Here is a 23,979-nt window from a genome sequence, read left to right on the forward strand (position 1 = left end):
CTAACATCGGTTTCCGCACTGCTGTTTCACCGCACGAAGGGGGCCCGAGTGGCCGCACACCGCCGCCCGCTGGTGACCTCCGCCGTGGCGGGAGGGCTGCTCTGCGCTCTGTGGTTCGTGCCTACGGCAAAGGCGACGCACGAGACGGAGCCGCAGGCGAGCCCGCCCCCGGCGGCGACCACCACCCAGTCGGACGTCTCCGGGCAGGACGTCTCCGGGCAGGACGCCGCCGGGCAGACCGCCGACGCACAGAACGCGGAGCCGGAGGCCGCGTCGCGCGCTGCCGGCCCCCGGCTCGCCGACACCGGAAGCTTCGACACCACGCCGTACGTCACCGGCGGCATCGCCTTCCTGGGCGTGGGCGCCGGGCTGATGGTGCACGCGACCCGGCGCTCGCGCACCGTCGCCCTCTGACGCCCACGGCCCTCCCGGGCGTCAGGCCAGCGGGCCCGTGACGGACTCGGCGGCCCGGACCAGGCCGCCGTGCCGCACGAAGGCGTCGGCCGCCGCCAGGTCCGGCGCGAGGAAGCGGTCCTCACCCGCGCCGCCCACCCCGGCCGCGCGGGCCGCGGCGAGCACGGCCCGGGAGGCGGGCGCGGGCTCAGGGGCGCCGACCGCCGCCGCACGCAGTTCCAGCGCACGGGCGGCGGCGTACAGCTCGACCGCGACCACCCGCGTCAGGTTGTCCACGGCGGTGCGCAGCTTGCGGGCCGCGGACCAGCCCATCGAGACGTGGTCCTCCTGCATGGCCGACGACGGGATGGAGTCCACCGACGCGGGCACGGCGAGCCGCTTCAGCTCGCTGACCAGGGCGGCCTGGGTGTACTGGGCGATCATCAGCCCGGAGTCGACCCCGGCGTCGTCGGCCAGGAAGGGCGGCAGGCCGTGCGAGCGGTTCTTGTCGAGCAGCCGGTCGGTGCGGCGCTCGCAGATCGACCCGAGGTCCGCCGCCGCGATGGCGAGGAAGTCGAGCACGTAGGCGACGGGCGCGCCGTGGAAGTTGCCGTTGGACTCCACCCGCCCGTCGGGCAGCACTACCGGGTTGTCGACGGCCGCCGCGAGCTCCCGCTCGGCGACCAGGCGCGCGTGGTCGAGCGTGTCCCGGCCCGCGCCCGCCACCTGCGGGGCGCACCGGACCGAGTAGGCGTCCTGGACGCGGGGGGCGTCGTCCTGGTGGTGCCCGGTCAGCCCCGACCCCGCCAGGACCTTGCGCATGTTGGCGGCGCTCGCGGCCTGCCCGGGGTGCGGGCGGATGGTGTGCAGGTCGGCGGCGAGCACCCGTTCGGTGCCCAGCAGCGCCTCCAGGGACAGCGCGGCGGTGATGTCGGCCGCGGTGTGCAGCCGGGCCAGGTCGGCGCAGGCCATGACCAGCATGCCGAGCATGCCGTCGGTGCCGTTGAGCAGCGCCAGGCCTTCCTTCTCGCGCAGCTCGACGGGGGTGATGCCGTGCGCGGCGAGCAGTTCGCCCGCGGGCCGGACCGTGCCGTCGGGGCCTTCCGCGTCGCCCTCGCCCATGAGCGTCAGGGCGCAGTGCGAGAGCGGCGCCAGGTCACCGGAGCAGCCGAGCGAGCCGTACTCGTGCACGACCGGGGTGATGCCGGCGTTGAGCACGTCGGCCATGGTGAGCAGTACCTCGGGTCGGACGCCGGTCCGTCCCGAGGCCACGGTCTTCAGCCGCAGGAACATCAGCGCCCTGACCACCTCCCGCTCGACGTGCGGGCCCATGCCGGCCGCGTGCGAGCGCACGATGTTGCGCTGGAGCCGGGCGCGGAGTTCGGGGCTGATGTGCCGCACGGCGAGTGCGCCGAAGCCGGTGGAGACGCCGTAGACCGGGTCGGGCTTGGCGGCCAGCTCGTCGATGAACTGCCGGGAGGCACCCACCTCGGCCAGCGACTCGGCGGAGATCTCGACCCGGGCGGCGCCCCGGGCCACGGCGATGACGTCGGCCGCGGTCACACCGGAGGGGCCGACCACGACAGTGTTCTGCATATCCATATTCACGCACCCTAGGCACTGAATCTGAATCTGTCACGGGTGGTGCCCGCACCGACCCCTTACCGATCATCGACCGCACCGGCCCACCGGCCACCGGTCACCGGCCGCGGAAGCGGCGGCGGTCGCCGGGCGGCGGCGGGGTCTCGTCGGCGAGGTGCACTATCTCCCGCCCGGCGACCACCGGCTTCACCGACTGGGCGGCCTTCGCCCGGTACTGCGCGGCGTCGGCCAGCCGCAGCAGGCGGCGGGCTGACCGGACCGGACCGATGGGGTCGCCCGTCGAGGCCACGCCGCAGGCGACACCGCGTCCGCCGTCCAGGTCGAGCGCGCGCACGCACAGCTCACCGGCCACCCGGACCACCTCGTCCGCGGGCGGACCGACCGCCAGCAGGCAGAACTCGTCCCCGCCCAGCCGCGCCGCGAGCGCGCCCGGCAGTATCGCGCCGCACCGGGACAGCAGCGAGCCGAATCGTTCCAGCAGGCGGTCGCCCGCGTCGTGCCCGTAGGCGTCGTTGACCTCCTTGAGGCCGTTGACGTCGCAGACGACGAGGCTGACCACGCTGCCGTCCGCGCGGTGCCGCTCCAGCACCTCGTCCAGGCGCATGTCCACCGCCCGCCGGTTCCCCAGGCCGGTCAGCGGGTCGGTGAAGGCGAGCCGTCTGACCTCCTCCAGCCGCTCGGTCTGCGCGACGCCCGAGGCCAGCACCGCCGCGAGCACGGTGGCGAACTCCGCGTCCGCACGTGTGAAGACCGGGTCCGCCGGGCCCCTGGCCACATACAGCTCACCCCAGGCCCGGCCGTGCAGCACGATCGGCGCCACCACGCAGCTGCCGCGTCCGCGCCGGCGCAGCGCCGCGACCCGCTGGTGGCAGTAGGCGCCCTCCCCCGCGGACGGGGACGGTTCAGCGGTGGCCCTCTCCACCCAGGCGTGCGGTTCGCCGCCGCCGCCCGCCCAGCGCTCGTGCAGGAACTCGGTGATCTCGGGGAAGTCGTGCACGGGGTAGCACTCGTCGGCCGGTTGCGGCTCCTCGCCCTCGGCCAGTTCGCCGTCGTTGACCAGCACCCGCAGCTGACCGCGGTCCCGCTCCCAGACCGAGACGGCGGCGAAGGTCCCGGCCATGGCCGTCCGCGCCCGTTCGGCCGCGACCCGGGCGACCTCCCGCCTGCCGCACGCGGCAGCCATCGCCTGGGCGAGTCCCACCACCGCCTGCAACCGCGCGTCGTCTGCCATACGTCCCAGGTTATGGTTCTTCGCCCCGCTCCGCCCTGCACGGCACCGGCCGGCGGGCGTCCCGTACACCTACGGCGCACCACCCTGTCCGCGCCGGGCGCACGCCGGGCGCGGACAGGGCCCCGGGCGGTTCGGGCTCACGACGCCGGGACGGCTACTCGCCCGGCCACTGCGGCGTGCGCTTCTCGTTGAACGCCGCGACGCCCTCCGCCCGGTCGCCGGAGAAGGCCACCGCGCGCCAGGCCGCGTCCTCGACCTCCAGGCCCGCGGCCAGCCCCAGCCCCCAGCCGGTGCGCAGGGCGCGCTTGGCCGCCCGCAGCCCGACCGGTGAGTTGGCCGCCATCCGGCGGGCCAGCGAAAGCGCCTCCGCGGTGTCCTGCCCCTCCTCCACCAGCAGGTCGACCAGGCCCAGCTCCGCGGCCTCCGCGGCCTCGACCCGGCGCGCGGTGAAGACCAGTTCGGCCGCCCGCGCGGCCCCCACCCGGCGCGGCAGCAGCTGCGTGCCGCCGCCACCGGGAATGACGCCCACCGACACCTCGGGCAGCCCGACCACGGCGGTGCGGTCGGCCACGATGACGTCGCAGGACAGCGCCAGTTCGAAGCCGCCGCCGAGCGCGAAGCCGTGCACCGCGGCGACGGTCGGCATCGGCAGGTCCAGCACACCGGTGTAGGCGGCACGGGCGTGCGGGCGCTGGCGGACCAGCTCGGCGTCGGTGAAGGAGTTGCGCTCCTTGAGGTCCGCGCCGACGCAGAAGGCCCTCTCGTGCGTGGAGGCGAGCACCACCGCCCGCACCTCGCGGTCCGCGGCGAGCGCGGCGCACGCCTCGGCGAGGCCGCGGGCCAGCTCGGTGGACACGGCGTTCATCGCCTTCGGCCGGTCGAGCACCAGCTCGGCCACATGTGTGGCGGCGTCCTTGCGGACCTCGACCCATTCGCCGTAACGCTCCATGGCACGTCCTCCCCAGGGGTTAACGATCGCTCACACCCTAAGGGCTGGCCCTGCGGCGGCGAAGGCCGTGCGGCGGCGGTGCGGGCAGCGTCACGGGCGGCGGGTGAGCAGCCACGGCTCGACGATGCCGAGGCCGCGGACCGGGCGCTGGTACAGCGGTTGGAGCGCGAAGCGGTACGTGTCGCCCCCGGGCCCGTCCTGCTCGGAGTCCTTCTCCGACTCCGGGGCGTCCCCCGCGCCCGTCAGCTCGTCCCGCACCGAACCGTCCACCAGCACGGTGTCCTTCGGCGCTATCGACGTCAGGCGGCTGGCCAGGTTGACGGTGTTGCCGAAGACGTCGCCCATGCGCGTGGTGACGGTGCCGAAGGCCAGCCCGACCCGCAGCTCCGGCATCGTCTGGTCGTTGGACAGCGTCTCGATCATCCGCAGCCCGATCTCCGCCGCGGTCCCCGCGTCGTCGGCGACGTAGAGCACCTCGTCGCCGAGCGTCTTGATGAGCCGTCCTCCGTTGGCGACCACCAGGTCGGCGGCCGTGGTCTCGAACGCCTCGACCAGTTCACCGAGTTCGTCCTCCTCCAGCCGCCGGGTCAGCCGGGTGAAGCCCACCAGGTCGGCGAAGGCCACGCAGAGCCGCCGGTCGACCATCTCCTCGTCGTCCTGGGCCTGCACCACCCGGCCGGTGGCGGCGGCGAGCTGCCGCCGCCACACGTAGACGAGGAACTCCTCCAGCTCCGGCAGCAGCAGCTCGACCAGCGGGTAGGTGACCTCCATGCGGCTCATGCCCGGCTCCGGGGAGACGGTCAGGCCGGCCAGGAAGGAGTCGATCTGCCACTCCGCGAGCCGTGCGGTGGTCTGGCCCGTGGAGCGGGCCACCTGGATCGCCGTCGCCTCGTTCAGCAGGCCCGCCTCGACGAGTCCGGCCAGCCGCCGCAGCGCCAGCACGTCCGCCTCGGTGAGCGCGCGGGCCTGGCCGATGTCGGCGAAGCCCATGGCCCGCCAGAAGCGGGACGCCAGCTCCATCGGCACACCGGCGGCCCTGGCCGCCTGGAAGGGGGTGTAGGTGCGCTCCGCCCCGAGGATGAGCTGCTCGACCTTCAACGCGATCGGGTCGTCCTCGGCGCTGTCCTCGCGCGACGGGACATCCGGTTCGTCCGCGGTCACACCCCGCCCCTTGCCAGATCCGTGCGCACTGCTGTTCCGATCGTCTCCGCCGGCGCCCGCCGCACGCGCCGCAGCCCCAACCATACGGCAGATGTGCCGTAGCTCACGTCATACCGGCGGTCGCAGGTGCACGACGTCACCAGCCGAGACGGGCTGCAGCACGCCGTCGGAGGTGGCCAGGACCAGGCATCCGTCGCCGTCCACCGCCACCGCCTCGCCCTCCGCGGCGTGCCCGCCCGGCAGTTCGGCGCGCACCGGGCGGCCCAGCGTGGCGCAGCCCGCCGCGTACGCCTCCGCGAGCCCGCAGGCCGCCGCGTCGCCGCCGGCGTCCCGCCACCGGGTGTACCAGGTCTCCACGGACCGCAGCACCGCGCGCAGCAGCGGGTCGCGGTCGGTGCCCTGGGCCCCGGCCAGCAGCAGCGAGCCGGCCTGCGGCACCGGCAGCTCGTCGGCGCGCAGCGAGACGTTCAGCCCGATGCCGACGACCACCGCGCTGTGCTCGGGGTCACCGATCAGCTCGGTGAGCACACCCCCGATCTTGCGTTCGGAACCGTCCACGTCGGCCAGCAGGTCGTTGGGCCATTTGAGAGCGGTGTCGACACCCGCGGTGCGGGACAGCGCGGTGGCGGTGGCGACGCCCGCGAGCAGCGGCAGCCAGCCCCAGTGCCGCAGCGGCACGTCAGGCCCCGGGCGCAGCACGAAGGACAGGAACAGGCCGCTGCGGGCGGGGGCCGTCCAGTCGCGGTCCAGTCGGCCGCGCCCGGCCGTCTGCCGCTCGGCGACGAGCACCGTGCCCTCCTCCACCGGCCCCTTGTGGAGCCGTTCGACGAGGTCGGAGTTGGTCGAGCCGGTCTCCTCGACGACGTCCAGCTCCGTCCACAGCCCGTCCGGGTCGAGCAGGGCCCGGCGCAGGGCCGCCGCGTTCAGCGGCGGGCGGTCGAGGTTCGACCAGCGGCTGCCGGGACCGTCGTGCGGGGGCCTGTTCGGGGGCATATCGGGTGTCATGGGCCCACCCTAGGTGTGGCCAACGCCGCACCGCCGAAATGTGCTCACGCCGATACGCTACGAGTCGGTAGGTTCCGCCTGCCGGTACCTCCGGTGTGCGGCCGGCGCCCGGTGCGTCGCCCGCATCCGCGGAGGCCGCCGGGGGCGACCGCCTGCCGGGAAGGTCCCGACCACGCAGCGAGCGCGTACCAGGCACCCGATGTCCCGGAGACGACCGGGCGGGGTCTGGGCGCCGAGGACGACTAGGAGCCGCTCCCCGTGTCCGAGCAGGAAAACCCGGCCCCCGCCACGCACCAGGGCCACACCACGGCGGGCAAGATCGCCGACTTCCGGCAGCGGGCCGCCGAGGCCACCCACGCGGGCTCGGCGCGCGCCGTGGAGAAGCAGCACGCGAAGGGCAAGCTGACCGCTCGCGAGCGGGTGGAACTGCTGCTCGACGAGGGCTCCTTCACCGAACTGGACGAGTTCGCCCGGCACCGCTCGACGAACTTCGGACTGGAGAAGAACCGTCCCTACGGCGACGGCGTCGTCACCGGCTACGGCACGGTCGACGGGCGCCCGGTGTGCGTCTACTCGCAGGACTTCACCATCTTCGGCGGTTCGCTGGGCGAGGTGTACGGCGAGAAGATCGTCAAGGTGATGGACTTCGCGCTGAAGACCGGCTGCCCCGTCGTGGGCATCAACGACGGCGGCGGCGCCCGCATCCAGGAGGGTGTGGCGGCGCTCGGGCTGTTCGCCGAGATCTTCCGCCGCAACGTGCACGCCTCCGGGGTGATCCCGCAGATCTCGCTCGTCATGGGCCCGTGCGCGGGCGGCGCGGTGTACTCGCCGGCGATCACCGACTTCACCGTGATGGTCGACAAGACCTCACACATGTTCATCACGGGCCCCGACGTCATCAAGACCGTCACCGGTGAGGACGTGGGCTTCGAGGAGCTGGGCGGCGCCCGCACCCACAACGCGACGTCCGGCGTCGCGCACCACATGGCGGGTGACGAGAAGGACGCCATCGAGTACGTCAAGGCGCTGCTGTCCTACCTGCCGTCCAACAACCTGTCCGAGCCGACGGTCTACCCCGAGGACGTGGACCTGGAGACCTCGGACCGGGACCGGGAGCTGGACACGCTCATCCCGGACTCGGCGAACCAGCCGTACGACATGCACACCGCGATCGAGCACGTGCTGGACGACGGCGAGTTCCTGGAGACGCAGGCCCTGTTCGCGCCGAACATGCTCACCGGCTTCGGCCGGGTTGAGGGCCGCCCGGTCGGCGTGGTCGCCAACCAGCCGATGCAGTTCGCCGGCTGCCTGGACATCGACGCCAGCGAGAAGGCGGCCCGCTTCGTGCGGACCTGCGACGCGTTCAACGTGCCGGTGCTGACCTTCGTCGACGTGCCCGGCTTCCTGCCCGGCACCGAGCAGGAGTTCAACGGCATCATCCGGCGCGGCGCGAAGCTGATCTACGCCTACGCGGAGGCGACGGTGCCGCTGATCACCGTCATCACCCGCAAGGCGTTCGGCGGCGCCTACGACGTGATGGGGTCCAAGCACCTCGGCGCGGACCTCAACTTCGCCTGGCCGACGGCGCAGATCGCGGTGATGGGCGCCCAGGGCGCGGTGAACATCCTGCACCGCCGGGCGCTGGCCGCCGTCGAGGACGCCGAGGAGCGCGAGCAGTTGCGGGCGCGGCTGACGGGCGAGTACGAGGACACGCTGCTCAACCCGTACGTCGCCGCCGAGCGCGGCTACGTCGACGCGGTGGTGCTGCCGTCGGAGACACGCCGGCACATCATCCGCGGGCTGCGCACCCTGCGCACCAAGCGGGAGCAGCTGCCCCCGAAGAAGCACGGCAACATCCCGCTCTGACAGGAGGCTGTCCATGATCAAGGTTGTCCGGGGCAACCCCACCCCCGAGGAGCTGGCCGCCGCACTGGCGGTGGTGCAGGCCCGGGCGTCGGCGGCAGCCGCCGCGGCGCCCGGCCCGCAGCCCCCGCCGGAGTGGTCCGACCCCGCCCGTGTGGTCCCGCGGCGCCTGCCGCAGCCGGGACCGACGGCCTGGCGTTCCACCTTCTGGCCGGTCTGACCGGCCCTGACCGCCCTGACCGACCTGACCGCCCTGGCCGACCTGACCGGAGCCGGGGCGAGTCGTACGGCTGCCGCCGCCTGAGTACCCGTACTCAGGCGGCGCGGCACGATCCGTCGCAGGCTGGGAGGCATGCTGTGGTCCGACCCCGACGACCAGCCCCCCGAGCTGCTGCGAGCCGCGCAGGCGCGCCTGCGGCGGGCGGGGTGGGTGCTGGCCGTCGTACTGTTCCTGCTGACGCTGGCCATCGGCGTCAAGTAGGGCATCCGCCGGCTTCCCGGGCAGCCTCGCCGACCTCCTACGATGGGGCCCATGACCACTCGCGCCCTTCCGGCCCGCCGCCTTGTCCTGGCTTCGCAGTCCCCGGCCCGCCTGGGGCTGCTGAGGCAGGCCGGGCTGGCGCCCGAGGTGATCGTCAGCGGGGTCGACGAGGACGGCGTCACCGCGGCGACCCCCGGCGAGCTGGCGCTCGACCTGGCGAAGGCGAAGGCCGCCGCGGTGGCGGCCCGGCCGGAGGCCGCCGGCGCCCTGGTGGTGGGCTGCGACTCGGTGCTGGAACTGGACGGCCGGGCGCTGGGCAAGCCCGCCGACGCGGCCGAGGCCCTCACCCGGTGGAAGGACATGCGGGGCCGCTCCGGGGTCCTGATGACGGGCCACTGCGTCGTCGACACCGCCGACGGCCGCCGGGCTGCGGCGACCGCCGCGACCACGGTGCGCTTCGGCGAGCCCTCCGACGAGGAGATCGCCGCCTACGTGGCCTCCGGCGAACCGCTGCACGTGGCCGGCGCGTTCACCCTCGACGGCCGGTCGGCGCCCTTCATCGACGGCATCGACGGCGATCCCGGCAACGTCATCGGCCTGTCCCTGCCGCTGCTGCGGCGCCTGCTTGCCGAGCTGGACGTGCCGCTCACCGGCCTCTGGACGGCCTGACCGCCCGCCCCGGGCCGCAGCCCCTCCCCGCACCGTCCCTACCGCCCGGTAACGTGCAGCGCGGCAGGTCGCTTCCGGCGTGCGCCGGGGGCAACGGCCCGACGGCGGACGCCCCGCAAAGAAAACCCCGGCGCTTAGTGGAGATCCCACAAAAATCCCGGTGAACTCTCCGCATGAACCTGCCGAGATCTAGGCCACATTCCAGGATTCAAGTCAGACTCGTTGACCCGGCGTACCGTGGGGGAACAGGGGAATCCCGGGGTGGCCGAGCGCCCCCACTACAGTGCGTGTGGGCAAGCTCACCCCACCGGACGACTCGGCGTGCGGTGTCGCCAGTACCTAAACTCAGCTTGTTTCAAGGAGGGAGTCATCGTGCGCAAGGTGCTCATCGCCAACCGCGGCGAAATCGCTGTCCGCGTGGCCCGGGCCTGCCGGGACGCGGGGATCGCGAGCGTTGCCGTCTACGCCGAGCCGGACCGGGACGCGTTGCACGTCCGGGCAGCCGACGAGGCTTTTGCATTGGGCGGTGACACTCCGGCAGCGAGCTACCTGGACGTCGCCAAGGTCCTCAAGGCCGCCGCCGACTCCGGTGCTGACGCGATCCACCCGGGATACGGCTTCCTGTCGGAGAACGCCGAGTTCGCCCAGGCCGTGATGGACGCCGGCCTGATCTGGATCGGCCCGCCCCCGCAGGCCATCCGCGACCTCGGCGACAAGGTCGCCGCCCGGCACATCGCGCAGCGCGCCGGTGCGCCGCTGGTCGCCGGCACCAAGGACCCGGTGTCGGGCGCCGACGAGGTCGTCGCCTTCGCGGAGGAGCACGGCCTGCCGATCGCCATCAAGGCCGCCTTCGGCGGTGGCGGGCGCGGCCTGAAGGTCGCCCGCACGCTGGAGGAGGTGCCCGAGCTGTACGACTCGGCGGTGCGCGAGGCGGTGGCCGCCTTCGGCCGCGGCGAGTGCTTCGTCGAGCGCTACCTCGACCGCCCGCGGCACGTCGAGACCCAGTGCCTGGCCGACACCCACGGCAACGTGGTGGTCGTCTCCACCCGTGACTGCTCCCTCCAGCGCCGCCACCAGAAGCTCGTCGAGGAGGCGCCCGCGCCGTTCCTGACCGAGGAGCAGAACGCCGAGCTGTACCGCGCCTCCAAGGCCATCCTGCGCGAGGCGAACTACGTCGGCGCCGGAACCTGCGAGTTCCTGGTCGCCGTCGACGGCACCATCTCCTTCCTGGAGGTCAACACCCGCCTCCAGGTCGAGCACCCGGTCACCGAGGAGGTCACCGGCATCGACCTGGTGCGGGAGATGTTCCGCATCGCCGACGGCGAGGAGCTGGGCTACGACGACCCGCCGCTGCGCGGTCACTCCTTCGAGTTCCGTATCAACGGCGAGGACCCGGGCCGCAACTTCCTTCCCGCGCCGGGGACCGTCAGCACGTTCGCCCCGCCGTCCGGACCCGGTGTCCGACTGGACGCGGGCGTCGAGTCCGGCTCGGTCATCGGCCCCGCCTGGGACTCGCTGCTCGCCAAGCTGATCGTCACCGGTGCCACCCGCAGGCAGGCGCTGGAGCGGGCGAAGCGCGCGCTGGAGGAGTTCCGCGTCGAGGGAATGGCCACGGCGATCCCGTTCCACCGCGCGGTGGTGCAGGACCCGGCCTTCGCGCCGGAGGTGCACGGCCGCGAGGGTGAGGCGTTCACCATCCACACCCGGTGGATCGAGACGGAGTTCGTCAACGAGGTCAAGCCGTTCACCGGTCCCGGCACCGACGAGGACGAGGACGGCGACACCCGCGAGACGGTGGTCGTCGAGGTCGGCGGCAAGCGCCTTGAGGTCTCGCTGCCCTCCTCGCTCGGCATGCCGCTGGCCCGCGCGGCCGTGGCGGGCGGCGCCAAGCCGGCCCGCCGCAAGAGCGCCAGGAAGTCGGCCTCCGCCGCGTCCGGCGACGCGCTGCCGTCGCCGATGCAGGGCACCATCGTGAAGGTCGCCGTCGAGGAGGGCCAGCAGGTCGCCGAGGGCGAACTGATCGTGGTGCTGGAGGCGATGAAGATGGAGCAGCCGCTCAACGCGCACCGCGCGGGCACCGTCAAGGGGCTCAGCGCGGAGGTGGGCGCGTCCATCTCGTCCGGCACGGTCATCTGCGAGATCAAGGACTGACCCCGCCGCCGGCCCGCACCTGTTCGACCGGCAGCCCGGCAGCGTCCCTCGTGGACCTGCCGGGCTGCCGCGTGGGGTGCGGGGAGCCGGGAGCACGCCGCGCGGCGGGACCCGGCGGCGTCCGCTCAGCCTCTGCGGCGCGGCGCCAGGTCGGCCACCTGGGCCCCGGCGGCCCGCAGTTGCGGTGCCGGGCCGCCGCCGGGCCCGTGGGTGCGGCGCTGCACGGGCAGCGGCACCTCGCGCCGACCGGCGCTGTCCACCGCGGGGCCGGTACCGGCCACCGCGATCTGCACGCCCTGGTCGGCGAGCGCCTGGAGTTCGGAGGCAGCCCGGTCGTCCTGCAGCGGCGGCTCGTCGGTGACCAGCCGGGTGATCAGGTCGGTGGGCACGGTCTGGAACATCGTGTCGGTGCCCAGCTTCGTGTGGTCGGCCAGCACCACCACCTCGGCGGCGGCCTGCACCAGCGCCCGGTCCACGCTGGCCGACAGCATGTTGGACGTGGACAGGCCGCGTTCGGCCGTGAGGCCGCTGCCGGAGAGGAAGGCCCGGGACACCCGCAGCCCCTGGAGGGACTGCTCGGCCCCGCTGCCCACCAGTGCGTAGTTGGAGCCGCGCAGGGTGCCGCCGGTCATGACGACCTCCACCCGGTTGGCGTGCGCGAGCGCCTGGGCCACCAGCAGGGAGTTGGTGACGACGGTGAGGCCGGGGATGCGGGCGAGGCGGCGGGCCAGCTCCTGGGTGGTGGTGCCGGCGCCCACCACGACGGCCTCACCCTCCTCGACCAGACCGGCGGCGAGGTCGGCGATCGCCGTCTTCTCCGCGGTGGCGAGGTGCGACTTCGGCGGGAACCCGGTCTCCCGGGTGAACCCGCCCGGCAGCACCGCACCTCCGTGCCGGCGGTCGAGCAGTCCTTCTGCCTCCAGCGCGCGCACGTCACGGCGTACGGTCACTTCGGAGGTCTGGACGACGCGGGCGAGCTCACGGAGCGACACGGCTCCGTTGGCGCGCACCATTTCTAGGATCAGTTGGCGACGTTCTGCAGCGAACACAGAACTGACAGTAACGCCAACGACCGTCTACTTTCAGCACTATGCGGTGATTAACCGAAGTTGTTCCGTCGCGACCGGCCCTCGTGGTATATACGGCCGACAACGCCCGGATCGGATCGCCGGGCCGGTGCGGGTCAGGCGTCCGCGGCCTTGCGGGTGTGCAACTGCCGCGCCACCTCGGCGAGCGAGCCGGACAGCGACGGGTACACCGTGTACGCCTTGGCGATCTGCTCCACCGTCAGGTTGTTGTCCACGGCGAGCGAGATGGGGTGGATCAGCTCGCTGGCGTGCGGCGAGACCACCACGCCGCCGACCACGATGCCGGTTCCGGGCCGGCAGAACAGCTTCACGAAGCCGTCCCTGATGCCCTGCATCTTGGCCCGCGGGTTGCGCAGCAGCGGCAGCTTGACGGCCCGCGCGTCGATCCGCCCCTCGTCGATGTCGGACTGCGAGTAGCCGACGGTGGCGATCTCCGGGTCGGTGAAGATGTTCGCCGAGACGGTCTTCAGGTCCAGCGGCGCGACCGTCTCGCCGAGGAAGTGGTACATCGCCGTGCGGCCCTGCATCGCGGCGACCGAGGCCAGCGCGAACACGCCGGTGCAGTCACCGGCGGCGTACACCGAGGGCGCGGAGGTGCGCGAGACCTTGTCCGTCCAGATGTGGCCGGAGTCGGTCAGCTTCACCCCCGCCTCCTCCAGGCCGATGCCGGAGGTGTTGGGCACGGCGCCGACCGCCATCAGGCAGTGCGAGCCGGTGAAGACGCGCCCGTCGTCGAGCGTCACCTCGACCCGGTCGTCCAGCCGCTTCACCGACTTGGCCCGGGAGCGGGCCATGACGTTCATGCCGCGGCGCCGGAACACGTCCTCCAGCACGGCCGCCGCGTCCGGGTCCTCGCCCGGCAGCACCCGGTCGCGGGAGGAGACCAGCGTGACCCGGGAGCCGAGCGCCTGGTAGGCGCCGGCGAACTCGGCACCGGTGACACCGGAGCCGACGACGACCAGTTCCTCGGGCAGCTCGTCCAGGTCGTAGACCTGCGTCCAGTTGAGGATGCGCTCCCCGTCCGGGCGCGCGTCGGGGATCTCCCGCGGGTGGCCGCCGGTGGCCAGCAGGACCGCGTCGGCCACCAGGGTCTCCTCGGTGCCGTCCACCGCCGTGACCACCACCCGGCGCGAGCCGTCCGCGCCCTGGTGCGGCTCCAGCCGCCCGTGACCGCGCAGCACCCGGGCACCCGCTCGGGTGACGGAGGCGGTGATGTCGTGCGACTGGGCCAGCGCGAGGCGCTTCACCCGGCGGTTGACCTTGCCCAGGTCCACCCCGATGGCGCGCTCGGCGGCGCTGTCGCCGACGGTGATGCCCAGCTCCTGGTAGGAGGCGTCGAAGCTGGTCATCACCTCGGCGGTGGCGATCAGCGTCTTCGAGGGCACGCAGTCGGTGAGCACCGAGGCACCGCCCAGCCCGTCGCGGTCCACGACGGTCACCTCGCCGCCGAGCTGCGCGGCCACCAGTGCCGCCTCGTAGCCGCCAGGTCCGCCGCCGATAATCACGATCCGAGTCACGTGCTCCAGTGTCTCGCACGCCGCCCGCGCGCACCCGTCCGGCCCCCCGCCCGCGCCACGGCCCGTCCGCCGCTGCCCCGCGCGCCCCTCCCGTACCCTCTTACGCATGTCGCTCTACGCCGCATACGCCGGAAACCTCGATGCCCGGCTGATGTCCCGCCGCGCACCGCACTCCCCGCTGCGCGGCACCGGATGGATCTCGGGCTGGCGCCTGACGTTCGGCGGCGAGCACATGGGGTGGGAGGGCGCGCTCGTCACCATGGTCGAGGCGCCCCGGTCACAGGTCTTCGTCGCCCTGTACGACATCGCGCCCATGGACGAGGACTCGATGGACCGCTGGGAGGGCGTCGGCCTCGACATCTACCGGCGGATGCGCATCAAGGTGCACACGCTGGACGGCGACGAGCCGGCCTGGACGTACGTGCTGAACGGCTACGAGGGCGGCCTGCCCTCGGCCCGCTACCTGGGGGAGATCGCCGACGCCGCGGAGTCCTGCGGCGCCCCGCACGACTACGTGATGGAACTGCGCAAGCGCCCCTGCTGACGGCCGCTCCCCCGGCGTGCGCCCGGCGTCGGCCGTGCCGCCGGAGGCGTCGGAAAGTACCGCGAACCGGTCCCTCGGTTTGTGGTTTCCACCGTACTCGCGCCGCCTTTCTACGCGCGTAGGCGAAGAGCGGTTACCCTCGTCGCGTGAACGCATCCGATATCACCGCCGACCCCCATGGTGCCGCCGAAGCCGCCGCCGCCCGCCTGCGCGAGCTGACGGGCGACGAGAGCCACGACGTCGCCCTGGTGATGGGTTCCGGCTGGGTACCCGCCGCCGAGGCTCTCGGCCGCCCCGAGCACGAGTTCCCCGTCACCGAGCTGCCCGGCTTCCCGCCGCCCGCCGTGGCCGGGCACGCCGGCAAGATCCGCTCGTACCGGATCGGCGACCGCCGGGCCCTGGTCTTCCTGGGCCGCACGCACTACTACGAGGGCCGCGGCGTCGCCGCCGTCGCCCACGGGGTGCGCACCGCGGTCGCCGCCGGCTGCCGCACGATCGTGCTCACCAACGGCTGCGGCGGCCTGCGCGAGGGCATGCGGCCGGGCCAGCCGGTGCTGATCAGCGATCACATCAACATGACGGCCACCTCACCCATCGCGGGCGCCAACTTCGTGGACCTCACCGGCCTGTACTCGCCGCGCCTGCGCGCCGTGTGCCAGGAGGTGGACCCCTCCCTGGAGGAGGGCGTCTACGTGCAGTTCCCCGGCCCGCACTACGAGACGCCGGCCGAGATCAACATGGTCCGCGCCATCGGCGGCGACCTGGTCGGCATGTCCACCGTGCTGGAGGCCATCGCCGCCCGCGAGGCGGGCGCGGAGGTGCTCGGCATCTCCCTGGTGACCAACCTCGCCGCCGGCATGACCGGCGAACCCCTCAACCACGAGGAGGTGCTCCAGGCCGGCCGGGACTCCGCCGTGCGCATGGGCACCCTGCTGGCCAAGGTCCTCGGCCGGCTCTGACCGACCCCCGACAGACGGCCCGGCCCGGCCGACCACCGCGTCAAGCCGCGGCGGGCGGGGCACCCGTGCCGCCCGCGCGGCACGCAACGCACATCACTCGCGAGAGGCAGGGACCGTGACCCACAGGGACGACGCGAGCACGCGCGTCACCGCGGACGAGGCGGCGGCGCAGCAGGGCTTGTCGGGGGAGCAGGTGGCGACCGGAGGCACGGTCGCCGCCGAGGACTCGAGCAGCGCCGCCGAGCAGGCGCGGCGGTGGCTGGCGGAGGACCCTGACCCGCAGACCCGGCAGGAGCTCGCCGACCTGCTGGAGCGCGCCGGGAGCGAGCAGGCGGCCGGCGAGGAGCTGGCCGCGCGGTTCGCCGGCACGCTCCAGTTCGGCACCGCCGGGCTGCGCGGTGAGCTGGGCGCCGGGCCGATGCGCATGAACCGGGCCGTCGTCATCCGTGCCGCGGCCGGGCTCGCCGCCTACCTGCGGGCCGAGGGCCACGACGGCGGGCTGGTCGTCATCGGCTACGACGCCCGGTACCGCAGCGAGGACTTCGCCCGGGACACCGCGGCCGTGGTGAGGGCCGCCGGCCTGCGGGCGGCGCTGCTGCCCCGGCCGCTGCCCACGCCGGTGCTGGCGTACGCCGTCCGGCACCTGGGCGGGGTGGCGGGGGTCATGGTCACCGCCAGCCACAACCCGCCGCAGGACAACGGCTACAAGGTCTACCTGGGCACGGGCTCGCAGATCGTTCCCCCGGCCGACGTGGACATCGCCGCGCAGATCGCCGCCGTCGGCTCACTCGCGGACGTGCCGCGCGCCGAGTCTGGCTGGGAGGTGCTCGGCGAGGACGTCGTCGACGCCTACCTCGACCGGGCGGTGTCGGTGGTCGCACAGGACGCGCCGCGCGACCTGAAGGTGGTGCACACCGCGCTGCACGGCGTCGGCACCGCGACGCTCGTGGAGGCGTTCACCCGGGCGGGGTTCCCCGCGCCGCTGACCGTCGCCGAGCAGGCCGAGCCGGACCCGGACTTCCCGACGGTGGCGTTCCCCAACCCGGAGGAGCCCGGCGCGATGGACCTGGCGTTCGCGGCGGCCCGCCGCGAGCAGCCGGACCTGGTCGTCGCCAACGACCCGGACGCGGACCGCTGCGCGGTCGCCGTGCCCGACGCGTCCGCCGAAGGCGGCTGGCGCATGCTGCACGGCGACGAGGTCGGTGCGCTGCTCGCCTCCCACCTGGTCTCCCGCGGCGCCACCGGCACGTTCGCCGAGTCGATCGTCTCCTCCAGTCTGCTGGGCCGGATCGCCGCGGCGGCCGGGCTCGCCCACGAGGAGACGCTGACCGGCTTCAAGTGGATCGCCCGCGTCGACGGCCTGGCCTACGGCTACGAGGAGGCGCTGGGCTACTGCGTCGACCCCGAGGGTGTACGCGACAAGGACGGCGTCACCGCCGCGCTGCTGATCGCCGAGCTGGCCGCGGCACGCAAGGCCGCCGGGGGCACGCTGACGGGCCTGCTGGACGAGCTGGCCGTGGCCCACGGGCTGCACTCCACCGGCCAGCTGTCGGTCCGCGTCTCCGACCTGTCCCTGATCGCCGACGCCATGGGTCGGCTGCGCGGCAACCCGCCGACCGAGCTGGCCGGGCTGACGGTGGAGTCGGCCGAGGACCTCACCCTGGGCTCGGACAAGCTGCCGCCGACCGACGGGCTGCGCTACCGCCTGGGCGGTGAGCTGACCGCACGGGTGATCGTGCGGCCCAGCGGCACCGAGCCCAAGCTGAAGTGCTACCTGGAGGTCGTGGTTCCGGTCGCGGACGCCGCCGCGCTGCCGGCGGCGCGCCAGCGGGCCGACGCGGCGCTGGACCGGCTGCGCACCGACCTGGCCGCCGCAGCCGGCATCTGACCGCGCCCGGCTGCCCCCCGTCCCTCCGGCCGCCTCTCCGCCCGTCCGCCCCTCCGCTCTCCTGTGGCGGGGCGGGCGGGCGGTGCCGTCACCAGACGTCGCCGTCCCGCCAGTCGCAGGTCAGCTCACCGGTGAGCGCCAGCGGCACGGAACCGGGCAGCACGAACACCCCGCCGTCGTCGTCGGGGGTGGGCTGCGGTCCGCCGGGGCCCAGCACGGACGTCGGGCCCCGCCAGCGCTGCCAGCCGCGCGCGGCGTAGAACCCCAGGGCCTGCTCGCTGGAGCTGAGCGCGCCCAGCTGGTAGCCGCCGCGCACCAGGTGCTCAACGGCGTCCATCAGCCGCGCGCCGAGGCCGCGTCCGCGGTGGCCCGCGTGCACCGCCACACCCTCCACGTAGCCGGCGCGCAGCGACCGGCCGCGGTGCAGCAGCCTGCGCTGCACCACGCAGGCGTGCCCCACGGTCCTGCCGCCCTCGCGGGCGAGCACGTGCATGCCGCCCAGGCCGTGGTCCCAGTCGTGGTCGTCGAAGTCGCCGTCGAACGCCTCGGTGAGCAGCGCGCGGACGGCGGCGAGTTCCGCGGTGTCCAGCTGGGCGGTGTGCGCGACGGTCAGGCCGGCCATACCGGCTCCCTCCTGCGGTGGCGGTGGTGGTGGTGGCTGTTACGGCCGTGGCTGTTGTGTCGGCCGGCGGCGGGCCCGGCCGGGGCGCCCGGCGGGCGGGGCGTGCCGGGGCGCTCAGCCGGCCAGAAGGGCGACGAGCAGGGCGAGGGCGCCCGCGGCGGCCGGGCCCAGGATCTCGTACGCCCAGCGCACCGACACACTGCCGGTGCGGTCCGCGCGCTGCCGCGCCAGCTCGCGCAGCTCGCCGATCGCCTCGTCCGAGGGCGCCTGCCGCTCGGTGCTGATGTCCTCCACCCGGCCCATGCCCAGCAGGCCGCCGGGCGGGCGCCCGGAACTGATCCGCTCGTTGTGCCGGTTGGCCTTCTTGCGCTCGCGCAGCGACACCGGGATGGCCCACAGCTGGTAGGTGGCGCCGTCCGCGAGGACCTCGCTGGAGTAGCCGGACCGCACGGTGGCGACGGACGCCCACGGCAGTTCCACGGTCCGGAAGGGGTTGCGGACCCGCAGCCGGTCCTCGCCGGCGAGCACCGCCGGGCGCAGCGTGAAGGCGACCACGAGCGGCACGGCCAGCAGCAGCGCCGCCGCGGCGACCAACGGGGTGCTGCCCTCCCCGCGGATCATGGCGTCGCCGCCCAGCCAGGCCGCCAGGCCAAGCATCAGCACTCCCCCGGCCACGGCGGTGCCGGAACGGTAGACGCGTTCTGCGGGGGCGGTGGGCTCACTGGTCATGCACCGATTCTGCCCGACCGTCCGCATCGCGGACGTTGCGGTCCCGCATCGTTCGCCCGACCGGCCGCCCGGCCCGGCGCGGGACAGCCCCGGGCCGGGTCAGGCCGACGCGAGCAGGGTGACGGTGCCGGCGATCACCACGGCGGCCAGGATGGCCCAGCGCTCGGTGCGGTGCAGGAAGGCCGAGCCGCCGGAGCGGCGCTGCTGCCGGTGGACCACGACGGAGAAGCCGATCACCGCGGGCACGGTGAGCCAGGCGTTGACCTGGAAGGCGCCGATGACCGCCAGTACCGCGAGCGCGCCGATGAGGGCGGCGACAGGACGTACGGGAAGTGTCATGGCCGCCACCATAGACGAGGCTTTTGTCATGCATCGACCGACTCGCCCCGTCGCACCCCCGCCGCTTCACCGGGACGGCTGCGCCCGGTCCGGCTGTTAGGTTCGGTGGCCACATCGACAGGGGGCGCCGTGGACCGCACAGGGGTGGGCCGAGAGGCCGAGGTGGCCCGGTGGAACCCGTGAGGTTCTCCCGCCGCGCGGAGGACGCGGTACTGCTGGCGCCCGCGGCGCTGGAGCTGCTGACGATACTGAGCTTCGCCTCGGCGCTGGAGCTGGGCTGGCACGCCGCCACCGTGGCCGTCCTGCTGCTGCGCCGCCGCTGGCCGCTGCTGGTGCTGGTGGCGGTGCTGCCGGTGGCGTTCGGCGGCTACCTGCTGCTGGCACCGATGGTCGCGCTGTACCAGGTGGCCAGGGACGTGCCGGGGCCGCGGCTGGTGGCGGGCGGCGCGGTCGCGCTGTTCGCCGCCGGGCTGATGCCGTGGTGGCCCGCCGCGGGTGAGCCCTGGTCCTACGAGGACGGCCTGTTCGGTGTGCTGTCCGCCGCCATGCTGAGCGCCGGCCCGGTGGCCCTGGGCCGCCTGGTGCGGGTGCGCGCCGAGCTGTCCGCGCGGCTGGCCGAGCTGGCCCGCGCCCAGCGCCGCGAGCAGCGGCTGCTCGCCGAGCGGGCCGTCACGGAGGAGCGGGCCCGGCTGGCGCGCGAGATGCACGACGTGGTGTCCCACCAGGTCAGTCTGATCGCGGTGCAGGCCGGCGCCCTGCAGGTCACCACCGGCGAGCCGGAGAGCCGGGAGCGGGCCGGCACGATCCGGGAGCTGGGCGTCGCCACCCTGGAGGAGCTGCGGCACCTGGTCGGGGTGCTGCGCACGGCCCGCGAGTGCCCCGGCCTGGCGGAGGTGCCTGCGCTGGTCGCGGCCAGCGGCCTGGACGTGCGCCTGGACCGGTCGGCGGCCGGGCCCTGCTGGCCGGAGGCGGTGGAGCAGGCGGCGTACCGCACGGTGCAGGAGGCGCTGACCAACATCCGCAAGTACGCCGCCGACGCCTCCGTCGAGGTGTCGCTGGGCCGCCTCGGCGACGCGCTGACGGTGGTGGTGCGCAACGCCCCGCCGGGCTCCCCCGCCACCACCCCCGCCCCCGGGCCCGGCCTGCCCGTCGGGGGCGGCCACGGGCTGCGGGGCCTGCGGGAGCGCGCCGAGCTGCTGGGCGGTCGGTTCGAGGCCGGTCCGACGCCGGAGGGCGGCTTCCTGGTCCGCGCGGTGCTGCCGCCGCCCGCCGGGGCGCACCGGGCGGAGCCGGACGACGACGCGGGGCCGGACGGCGACGCGGACCCGGTGGCCGCTGTTCCCGGCTGAGCCGGTCCGGCCCGCGCCGGACCGGTCCCGCGCCGTGCAAACGATTCGACCTCGGGGGATGACAGGTCGCTACGCGCGTAGATATGCTCCTCTGGTGACCATGCCATCCACGCACACCGCAGTATCCGCACTGGCGGACGTGACCGCGTCCGACGCCGCGCTGCGCCGGTTCCTGCACGGCCTGCCCGGTGTCGACGGCGTCGGCCTGGAGGCCCGCGCCGCACAGCTCGGCACCCGCTCGATCAAGACGACGGCCAAGGCGTACGCCATCGACCTGGCCATCTCCATGATCGACCTGACGACCCTGGAGGGCGCCGACACACCGGGCAAGGTCCGCTCGCTGTGCGCCAAGGGCGTCCGCCCCGACCCGACCGACCCCGAGACCCCCTCGGTCGCGGCGATCTGCGTCTATCCGGACATGGCCGCCACCGCCAAGGAGGCGCTGGCCGGCTCGTCGGTGCGGGTGGCGTCCGTCGCGACGGCCTTCCCCGCCGGCAGGGCGGCGCTGCCGGTCAAGCTCGCCGACACCCGCGACGCGGTCGCGGCCGGCGCCGACGAGATCGACATGGTGATCGACCGCGGCGCGTTCCTGGCCGGGCACTACCTGCGGGTGTTCGAGGAGATCAGGGCCGTCAGGGAGGTGTGCGGCACCGCCCGGCTGAAGGTCATCTTCGAGAACGGCGAGCTGTCCACCTACGACAACATCCGCCGCGCCTCCTGGCTGGCGATGCTGGCCGGGGCGGACTTCATCAAGACGTCCACCGGCAAGGTCGCCGTCAACGCGACCCCGGCGAACACGCTCCTGATGATGGAGGCCGTACGCGACTTCCGGTCGGCTACGGGTGTGCAGATCGGCGTGAAGCCGGCCGGCGGCATCCGCACCACCAAGGACGCGGTGAAGTACCTGGTGATGGTGAACGAGACCCTCGGCGACGACTGGCTGAGCAACGAGTGGTTCCGCTTCGGCGCGTCCAGCCTGCTCAACGACCTGCTGATGCAGCGCCAGAAGCTGCGCACCGGGCGCTACTCCGGTCCCGACTACGTGACGGTGGACTGAGGCACACACGATGACTTTTGACTACGCTCCCGCCCCCGAGTCCCGCGCGGTGGTCGACATCGCGCCGTCCTACGGGCTGTTCGTCGACGGCGAGTTCCGCGAGGCCGCCGGCGGCAAGGTGTTCAAGACCGTCTCCCCGGCCACCGAGGAGGTGCTCTCCGAGGTCGCCCAGGCAGGCGAGGAGGACGTCGAGGCGGCGGTGAAGGCCGCCCGCAAGGCGTTCGAGAAGTGGTCGGCGCTGCCCGGCGCCGAGCGCGGCAAGTACCTGTACCGCATCGCCCGCATCATCCAGGAGCGCTCCCGCGAGCTGGCCGTGCTGGAGTCGCTGGACAACGGCAAGCCGATCCGCGAGACCCGCGACGCCGACCTGCCGCTGGTCGCCGCGCACTTCTTCTACTACGCCGGCTGGGCCGACAAGCTCGACCACGCCGGTTTCGGCCCGGCGCCGCGCCCGCTGGGTGTGGCCGGACAGGTCATCCCGTGGAACTTCCCGCTGCTGATGCTGGCCTGGAAGATCGCCCCGGCGCTGGCCACCGGCAACACGGTGGTGCTCAAGCCCGCCGAGACGACGCCGCTCTCGGCGCTGTTCTTCGCCGACATCTGCCGCCAGGCCGGGCTGCCGCGCGGTGTGGTCAACATCCTGCCCGGCTTCGGGGACACCGGCGCCGCGCTGGTCGCGCACGAGGGCGTCGCCAAGGTCGCCTTCACCGGTTCGACGGCGGTGGGCAAGGAGATCGCCCGCACTCTCGCCGGGTCGAACAAGAAGCTCACCCTGGAGCTGGGCGGCAAGGGCGCCAACATCGTCTTCGACGACGCGCCGCTCGACCAGGCGGTCGAGGGCATCGTCAACGGCATCTTCTTCAACCAGGGCCAGGTCTGCTGCGCGGGCTCCCGGCTGCTGGTCCAGGAGTCGGTGCAGGACGAGCTGCTGGACTCCCTGAAGCGCCGCCTGGGCACGCTCCGGGTGGGCGACCCGCTGGACAAGAACACCGACATCGGCGCGATCAACTCCGCCGAGCAGCTGGCGCGCATCACCGCGCTCGCCGACGCGGGCGAGGCGGAGGGCGCCGAGCGCTGGTCGCCCCGGTGCGAACTGCCTTCCTCGGGCTACTGGTTCGCACCCACGCTGTTCACCGGCGTGTCCCAGTCGCACACCATCGCGCGCGACGAGATCTTCGGCCCGGTGCTGTCGGTGCTCACCTTCCGCACCCCGGAGGAGGCCGTCGCCAAGGCGAACAACTCCGCCTACGGGCTGTCGGCGGGTATCTGGACGGAGAAGGGCTCGCGCATCCTGGCGGTCGCGGGCAAGCTCCGCGCCGGCGTGGTGTGGGCCAACACGTTCAACAAGTTCGACCCGACCTCGCCGTTCGGCGGCTACAAGGAGTCGGGCTTCGGCCGTGAGGGCGGCCGTCACGGTCTGGAGGCGTACCTCGATGTCTGAGATGTCTGAGCGGAACGGCCGGTCGGAGCGCCTCAGCGTGCTGAAGACCTACAAACTCTTCATCGGGGGCAAGTTCCCCCGGTCCGAGAGCGGGCGGGTGTACGAGGTGACCGACTCCAAGGGCGGCTGGCTGGCCAACGCACCGCTGGCGTCCCGCAAGGACGCCCGCGACGCGGTGGTGGCGGCCCGCAAGGCGTTCGGCGGCTGGTCGGGCGCGACGGCCTACAACCGCGGCCAGGTGCTCTACCGGGTCGCCGAGATGCTGGAGGGCCGCCGCGACCAGTTCACCGCGGAGGTCGCCGCCGCTTCGGGCCTGTCGAAGTCCAAGGCGGCTGCCCAGGTGGACGCCGCCGTGGACCGCTGGGTCTGGTACGCCGGCTGGACCGACAAGATCGCTCAGGTCGCTGGCGGCGCCAACCCCGTCGCGGGCCCCTTCTTCAACCTGTCCACGCCGGAGCCCACGGGTGTGGTGGCGGTGCTCGCTCCGCAGGACTCGGCGTTCCTCGGCCTGGTGTCGGTGATCGCCCCGGTGATCGCCACCGGCAACACCGTGGTGGTGGTGCCCTCCGAGAAGGCACCGCTGCCGGCGCTGTCGCTGGCCGAGGTGCTGGCGACCTCCGACGTGCCGGGCGGCGTCGTCAACGTGCTCTCCGGCCGGGCGGCCGAACTGGGCGCCCCGCTGGCCGCGCACAGCGACGTCAACGCGCTCGACCTCACCGGCGCTGACGGCGAGCTGGCCCGCGAGCTGGAGGTCTCAGCCGCCGACACGCTCAAGCGGGTGCTCCGCCCGCGGGCGCAGGACTGGTCCGCCGACCAGGGAACTGGCCGCCTGCTGGCCTTCCTGGAGACGAAGACGGTCTGGCACCCCACGGGCAGCCTGGGCGCAGCCGGTTCGTCCTACTGACGGCCCGCTGACGGCCCGCTGACGGCCGCCGGGCTGT

The 23,979-nt window shown here is 73.8% G+C and carries 23 protein-coding genes; 13 read left to right on the forward strand and 10 right to left on the reverse strand.

Annotated elements, in window-relative coordinates; translation table 11 throughout:
• Positions 1 to 48 precede the first annotated feature (48 nt).
• Positions 49 to 414 carry a hypothetical protein gene (locus QNO07_RS04385; protein ID WP_283990131.1) on the forward strand — a complete coding sequence of 122 codons (366 nt, stop codon included), beginning with the start codon at positions 49 to 51 and terminating at the stop codon, positions 412 to 414.
• A 21-nt stretch (positions 415 to 435) separates the two neighbouring features.
• On the opposite strand, the gene hutH is transcribed toward QNO07_RS04385, so the two are convergent.
• The 5 genes from hutH to QNO07_RS04410 all read right to left on the reverse strand — a co-directional run bounded on the left by hutH (position 436) and on the right by QNO07_RS04410 (position 6,341).
• Complete coding sequence (gene hutH / locus QNO07_RS04390) at positions 436 to 1,995, reverse strand: histidine ammonia-lyase (RefSeq protein WP_283990132.1); 1,560 nt, start codon at positions 1,993 to 1,995, stop codon at positions 436 to 438.
• Positions 1,996 to 2,092: 97 nt separating this feature from the next.
• Complete coding sequence (locus QNO07_RS04395; protein WP_283990133.1) at positions 2,093 to 3,226, reverse strand: GGDEF domain-containing protein; 1,134 nt, start codon at positions 3,224 to 3,226, stop codon at positions 2,093 to 2,095.
• Between the two features lie 154 nt (positions 3,227 to 3,380).
• Positions 3,381 to 4,175, reverse strand: coding sequence for an enoyl-CoA hydratase/isomerase family protein (locus QNO07_RS04400; RefSeq protein WP_283990135.1), 795 nt, complete (start codon positions 4,173 to 4,175; stop codon positions 3,381 to 3,383).
• Between the two features lie 90 nt (positions 4,176 to 4,265).
• Positions 4,266 to 5,420, reverse strand: a complete 1,155-nt coding sequence (locus tag QNO07_RS04405; RefSeq protein WP_283990136.1) for an adenylate/guanylate cyclase domain-containing protein — start codon at positions 5,418 to 5,420, stop codon at positions 4,266 to 4,268.
• A gap of 24 nt (positions 5,421 to 5,444) precedes the next feature.
• Complete coding sequence (locus QNO07_RS04410; RefSeq protein ID WP_283990138.1) at positions 5,445 to 6,341, reverse strand: biotin--[acetyl-CoA-carboxylase] ligase; 897 nt, start codon at positions 6,339 to 6,341, stop codon at positions 5,445 to 5,447.
• 258 nt (positions 6,342 to 6,599) lie between these two features.
• Here QNO07_RS04410 and QNO07_RS04415 point away from each other — a divergent pair, with 258 nt between their 5' ends.
• The 5 genes from QNO07_RS04415 (at position 6,600) to QNO07_RS04435 (ending at position 11,505) form a co-directional block, all read left to right on the forward strand.
• On the forward strand, positions 6,600 to 8,207 hold the full coding sequence (locus tag QNO07_RS04415) for an acyl-CoA carboxylase subunit beta (RefSeq protein ID WP_283990139.1): 1,608 nt from the start codon (positions 6,600 to 6,602) through the stop codon (positions 8,205 to 8,207).
• Between the two features lie 13 nt (positions 8,208 to 8,220).
• Entirely contained in the window at positions 8,221 to 8,424 is a 204-nt protein-coding gene (locus tag QNO07_RS04420; RefSeq protein WP_283990141.1) for an acyl-CoA carboxylase epsilon subunit, read from the forward strand.
• Between the two features lie 132 nt (positions 8,425 to 8,556).
• Complete coding sequence (gene mmpB, locus QNO07_RS04425; protein ID WP_283990142.1) at positions 8,557 to 8,685, forward strand: morphogenic membrane protein MmpB; 129 nt, start codon at positions 8,557 to 8,559, stop codon at positions 8,683 to 8,685.
• A 51-nt stretch (positions 8,686 to 8,736) separates the two neighbouring features.
• Positions 8,737 to 9,354 (forward strand): nucleoside triphosphate pyrophosphatase, encoded by a 618-nt coding sequence (locus QNO07_RS04430; protein WP_283990144.1) that lies wholly within the window; start codon positions 8,737 to 8,739, stop codon positions 9,352 to 9,354.
• Positions 9,355 to 9,726: 372 nt separating this feature from the next.
• Complete coding sequence (locus tag QNO07_RS04435; RefSeq protein WP_283990145.1) at positions 9,727 to 11,505, forward strand: acetyl/propionyl/methylcrotonyl-CoA carboxylase subunit alpha; 1,779 nt, start codon at positions 9,727 to 9,729, stop codon at positions 11,503 to 11,505.
• A 125-nt stretch (positions 11,506 to 11,630) separates the two neighbouring features.
• On the opposite strand, the gene QNO07_RS04440 is transcribed toward QNO07_RS04435, so the two are convergent.
• Together QNO07_RS04440 and QNO07_RS04445 are read right to left on the reverse strand one after the other, a co-directional pair.
• Complete coding sequence (locus QNO07_RS04440; RefSeq protein WP_283990147.1) at positions 11,631 to 12,554, reverse strand: DeoR/GlpR family DNA-binding transcription regulator; 924 nt, start codon at positions 12,552 to 12,554, stop codon at positions 11,631 to 11,633.
• A gap of 134 nt (positions 12,555 to 12,688) precedes the next feature.
• The gene (locus QNO07_RS04445; protein WP_283990504.1) at positions 12,689 to 14,119 is read right to left on the reverse strand and encodes an NAD(P)H-quinone dehydrogenase; all 1,431 of its coding nucleotides are present in this window, start codon (positions 14,117 to 14,119) and stop codon (positions 12,689 to 12,691) included.
• 97 nt (positions 14,120 to 14,216) lie between these two features.
• Between QNO07_RS04445 and QNO07_RS04450 the strand changes: the two genes are divergently transcribed.
• The 3 genes from QNO07_RS04450 to QNO07_RS04460 all read left to right on the forward strand — a co-directional run bounded on the left by QNO07_RS04450 (position 14,217) and on the right by QNO07_RS04460 (position 17,501).
• Entirely contained in the window at positions 14,217 to 14,654 is a 438-nt protein-coding gene (locus tag QNO07_RS04450; protein ID WP_283990148.1) for a gamma-glutamylcyclotransferase family protein, read from the forward strand.
• A 146-nt stretch (positions 14,655 to 14,800) separates the two neighbouring features.
• Positions 14,801 to 15,613, forward strand: coding sequence for a purine-nucleoside phosphorylase (locus tag QNO07_RS04455; protein ID WP_283990149.1), 813 nt, complete (start codon positions 14,801 to 14,803; stop codon positions 15,611 to 15,613).
• Between the two features lie 193 nt (positions 15,614 to 15,806).
• Positions 15,807 to 17,501, forward strand: coding sequence for a phospho-sugar mutase (locus tag QNO07_RS04460; protein ID WP_283990506.1), 1,695 nt, complete (start codon positions 15,807 to 15,809; stop codon positions 17,499 to 17,501).
• An 88-nt stretch (positions 17,502 to 17,589) separates the two neighbouring features.
• Here QNO07_RS04460 and QNO07_RS04465 read toward each other — a convergent pair whose 3' ends face one another.
• From QNO07_RS04465 to QNO07_RS04475, 3 genes are all read right to left on the reverse strand, one after another.
• Positions 17,590 to 18,123 (reverse strand): GNAT family N-acetyltransferase, encoded by a 534-nt coding sequence (locus QNO07_RS04465; protein WP_283990150.1) that lies wholly within the window; start codon positions 18,121 to 18,123, stop codon positions 17,590 to 17,592.
• A gap of 114 nt (positions 18,124 to 18,237) precedes the next feature.
• On the reverse strand, positions 18,238 to 18,852 hold the full coding sequence (locus tag QNO07_RS04470) for a PH domain-containing protein (protein WP_283990151.1): 615 nt from the start codon (positions 18,850 to 18,852) through the stop codon (positions 18,238 to 18,240).
• Between the two features lie 99 nt (positions 18,853 to 18,951).
• A complete protein-coding gene (locus QNO07_RS04475) occupies positions 18,952 to 19,191 on the reverse strand; it encodes a hypothetical protein (RefSeq protein ID WP_283990152.1) in 240 nt (79 codons plus the stop codon).
• Positions 19,192 to 19,361: 170 nt separating this feature from the next.
• Here QNO07_RS04475 and QNO07_RS04480 point away from each other — a divergent pair, with 170 nt between their 5' ends.
• The 4 genes from QNO07_RS04480 to QNO07_RS04495 all read left to right on the forward strand — a co-directional run bounded on the left by QNO07_RS04480 (position 19,362) and on the right by QNO07_RS04495 (position 23,942).
• The gene (locus QNO07_RS04480; RefSeq protein WP_283990153.1) at positions 19,362 to 20,540 is read left to right on the forward strand and encodes a sensor histidine kinase; all 1,179 of its coding nucleotides are present in this window, start codon (positions 19,362 to 19,364) and stop codon (positions 20,538 to 20,540) included.
• 100 nt (positions 20,541 to 20,640) lie between these two features.
• Positions 20,641 to 21,597, forward strand: a complete 957-nt coding sequence (gene deoC, locus QNO07_RS04485) for a deoxyribose-phosphate aldolase (protein WP_283990507.1) — start codon at positions 20,641 to 20,643, stop codon at positions 21,595 to 21,597.
• A gap of 10 nt (positions 21,598 to 21,607) precedes the next feature.
• Positions 21,608 to 23,038, forward strand: a complete 1,431-nt coding sequence (locus tag QNO07_RS04490; protein WP_283990155.1) for an aldehyde dehydrogenase family protein — start codon at positions 21,608 to 21,610, stop codon at positions 23,036 to 23,038.
• Positions 23,031 to 23,942 (forward strand): aldehyde dehydrogenase family protein, encoded by a 912-nt coding sequence (locus QNO07_RS04495; RefSeq protein ID WP_283990156.1) that lies wholly within the window; start codon positions 23,031 to 23,033, stop codon positions 23,940 to 23,942. Before QNO07_RS04490 ends, QNO07_RS04495 begins: the two co-directional genes overlap by 8 nt.
• The last annotated feature ends 37 nt before the right edge of the window (positions 23,943 to 23,979 follow it).

Origin of the sequence: Streptomyces sp. 549 (genome assembly GCF_030124175.1) — a bacterium.
In the GTDB taxonomy this organism is placed as follows: Bacteria; Actinomycetota; Actinomycetes; order Streptomycetales; family Streptomycetaceae; genus Streptomyces.

Bases quoted from the DNA above. Each gene is read 5' to 3' on its own strand.
- QNO07_RS04470 (WP_283990151.1), bottom strand. From the start codon at position 18,852: ATGACCAGTGAGCCCACCGCCCCCGCAGAACGCGTCTACCGTTCCGGC.
- deoC (WP_283990507.1), top strand. From the start codon at position 20,641: ATGCCATCCACGCACACCGCAGTATCCGCACTGGCGGACGTGACCGCG.
- hutH (WP_283990132.1), bottom strand. From the start codon at position 1,995: ATGGATATGCAGAACACTGTCGTGGTCGGCCCCTCCGGTGTGACCGCG.
- QNO07_RS04475 (WP_283990152.1), bottom strand. From the start codon at position 19,191: ATGACACTTCCCGTACGTCCTGTCGCCGCCCTCATCGGCGCGCTCGCG.
- QNO07_RS04400 (WP_283990135.1), bottom strand. From the start codon at position 4,175: ATGGAGCGTTACGGCGAATGGGTCGAGGTCCGCAAGGACGCCGCCACA.
- QNO07_RS04450 (WP_283990148.1), top strand. From the start codon at position 14,217: ATGTCGCTCTACGCCGCATACGCCGGAAACCTCGATGCCCGGCTGATG.
- mmpB (WP_283990142.1), top strand. From the start codon at position 8,557: ATGCTGTGGTCCGACCCCGACGACCAGCCCCCCGAGCTGCTGCGAGCC.
- QNO07_RS04490 (WP_283990155.1), top strand. From the start codon at position 21,608: ATGACTTTTGACTACGCTCCCGCCCCCGAGTCCCGCGCGGTGGTCGAC.
- QNO07_RS04465 (WP_283990150.1), bottom strand. From the start codon at position 18,123: ATGGCCGGCCTGACCGTCGCGCACACCGCCCAGCTGGACACCGCGGAA.
- QNO07_RS04395 (WP_283990133.1), bottom strand. From the start codon at position 3,226: ATGGCAGACGACGCGCGGTTGCAGGCGGTGGTGGGACTCGCCCAGGCG.
- QNO07_RS04420 (WP_283990141.1), top strand. From the start codon at position 8,221: ATGATCAAGGTTGTCCGGGGCAACCCCACCCCCGAGGAGCTGGCCGCC.
- QNO07_RS04430 (WP_283990144.1), top strand. From the start codon at position 8,737: ATGACCACTCGCGCCCTTCCGGCCCGCCGCCTTGTCCTGGCTTCGCAG.
- QNO07_RS04495 (WP_283990156.1), top strand. From the start codon at position 23,031: ATGTCTGAGATGTCTGAGCGGAACGGCCGGTCGGAGCGCCTCAGCGTG.
- QNO07_RS04405 (WP_283990136.1), bottom strand. From the start codon at position 5,420: ATGGTTGGGGCTGCGGCGCGTGCGGCGGGCGCCGGCGGAGACGATCGG.
- QNO07_RS04410 (WP_283990138.1), bottom strand. From the start codon at position 6,341: ATGACACCCGATATGCCCCCGAACAGGCCCCCGCACGACGGTCCCGGC.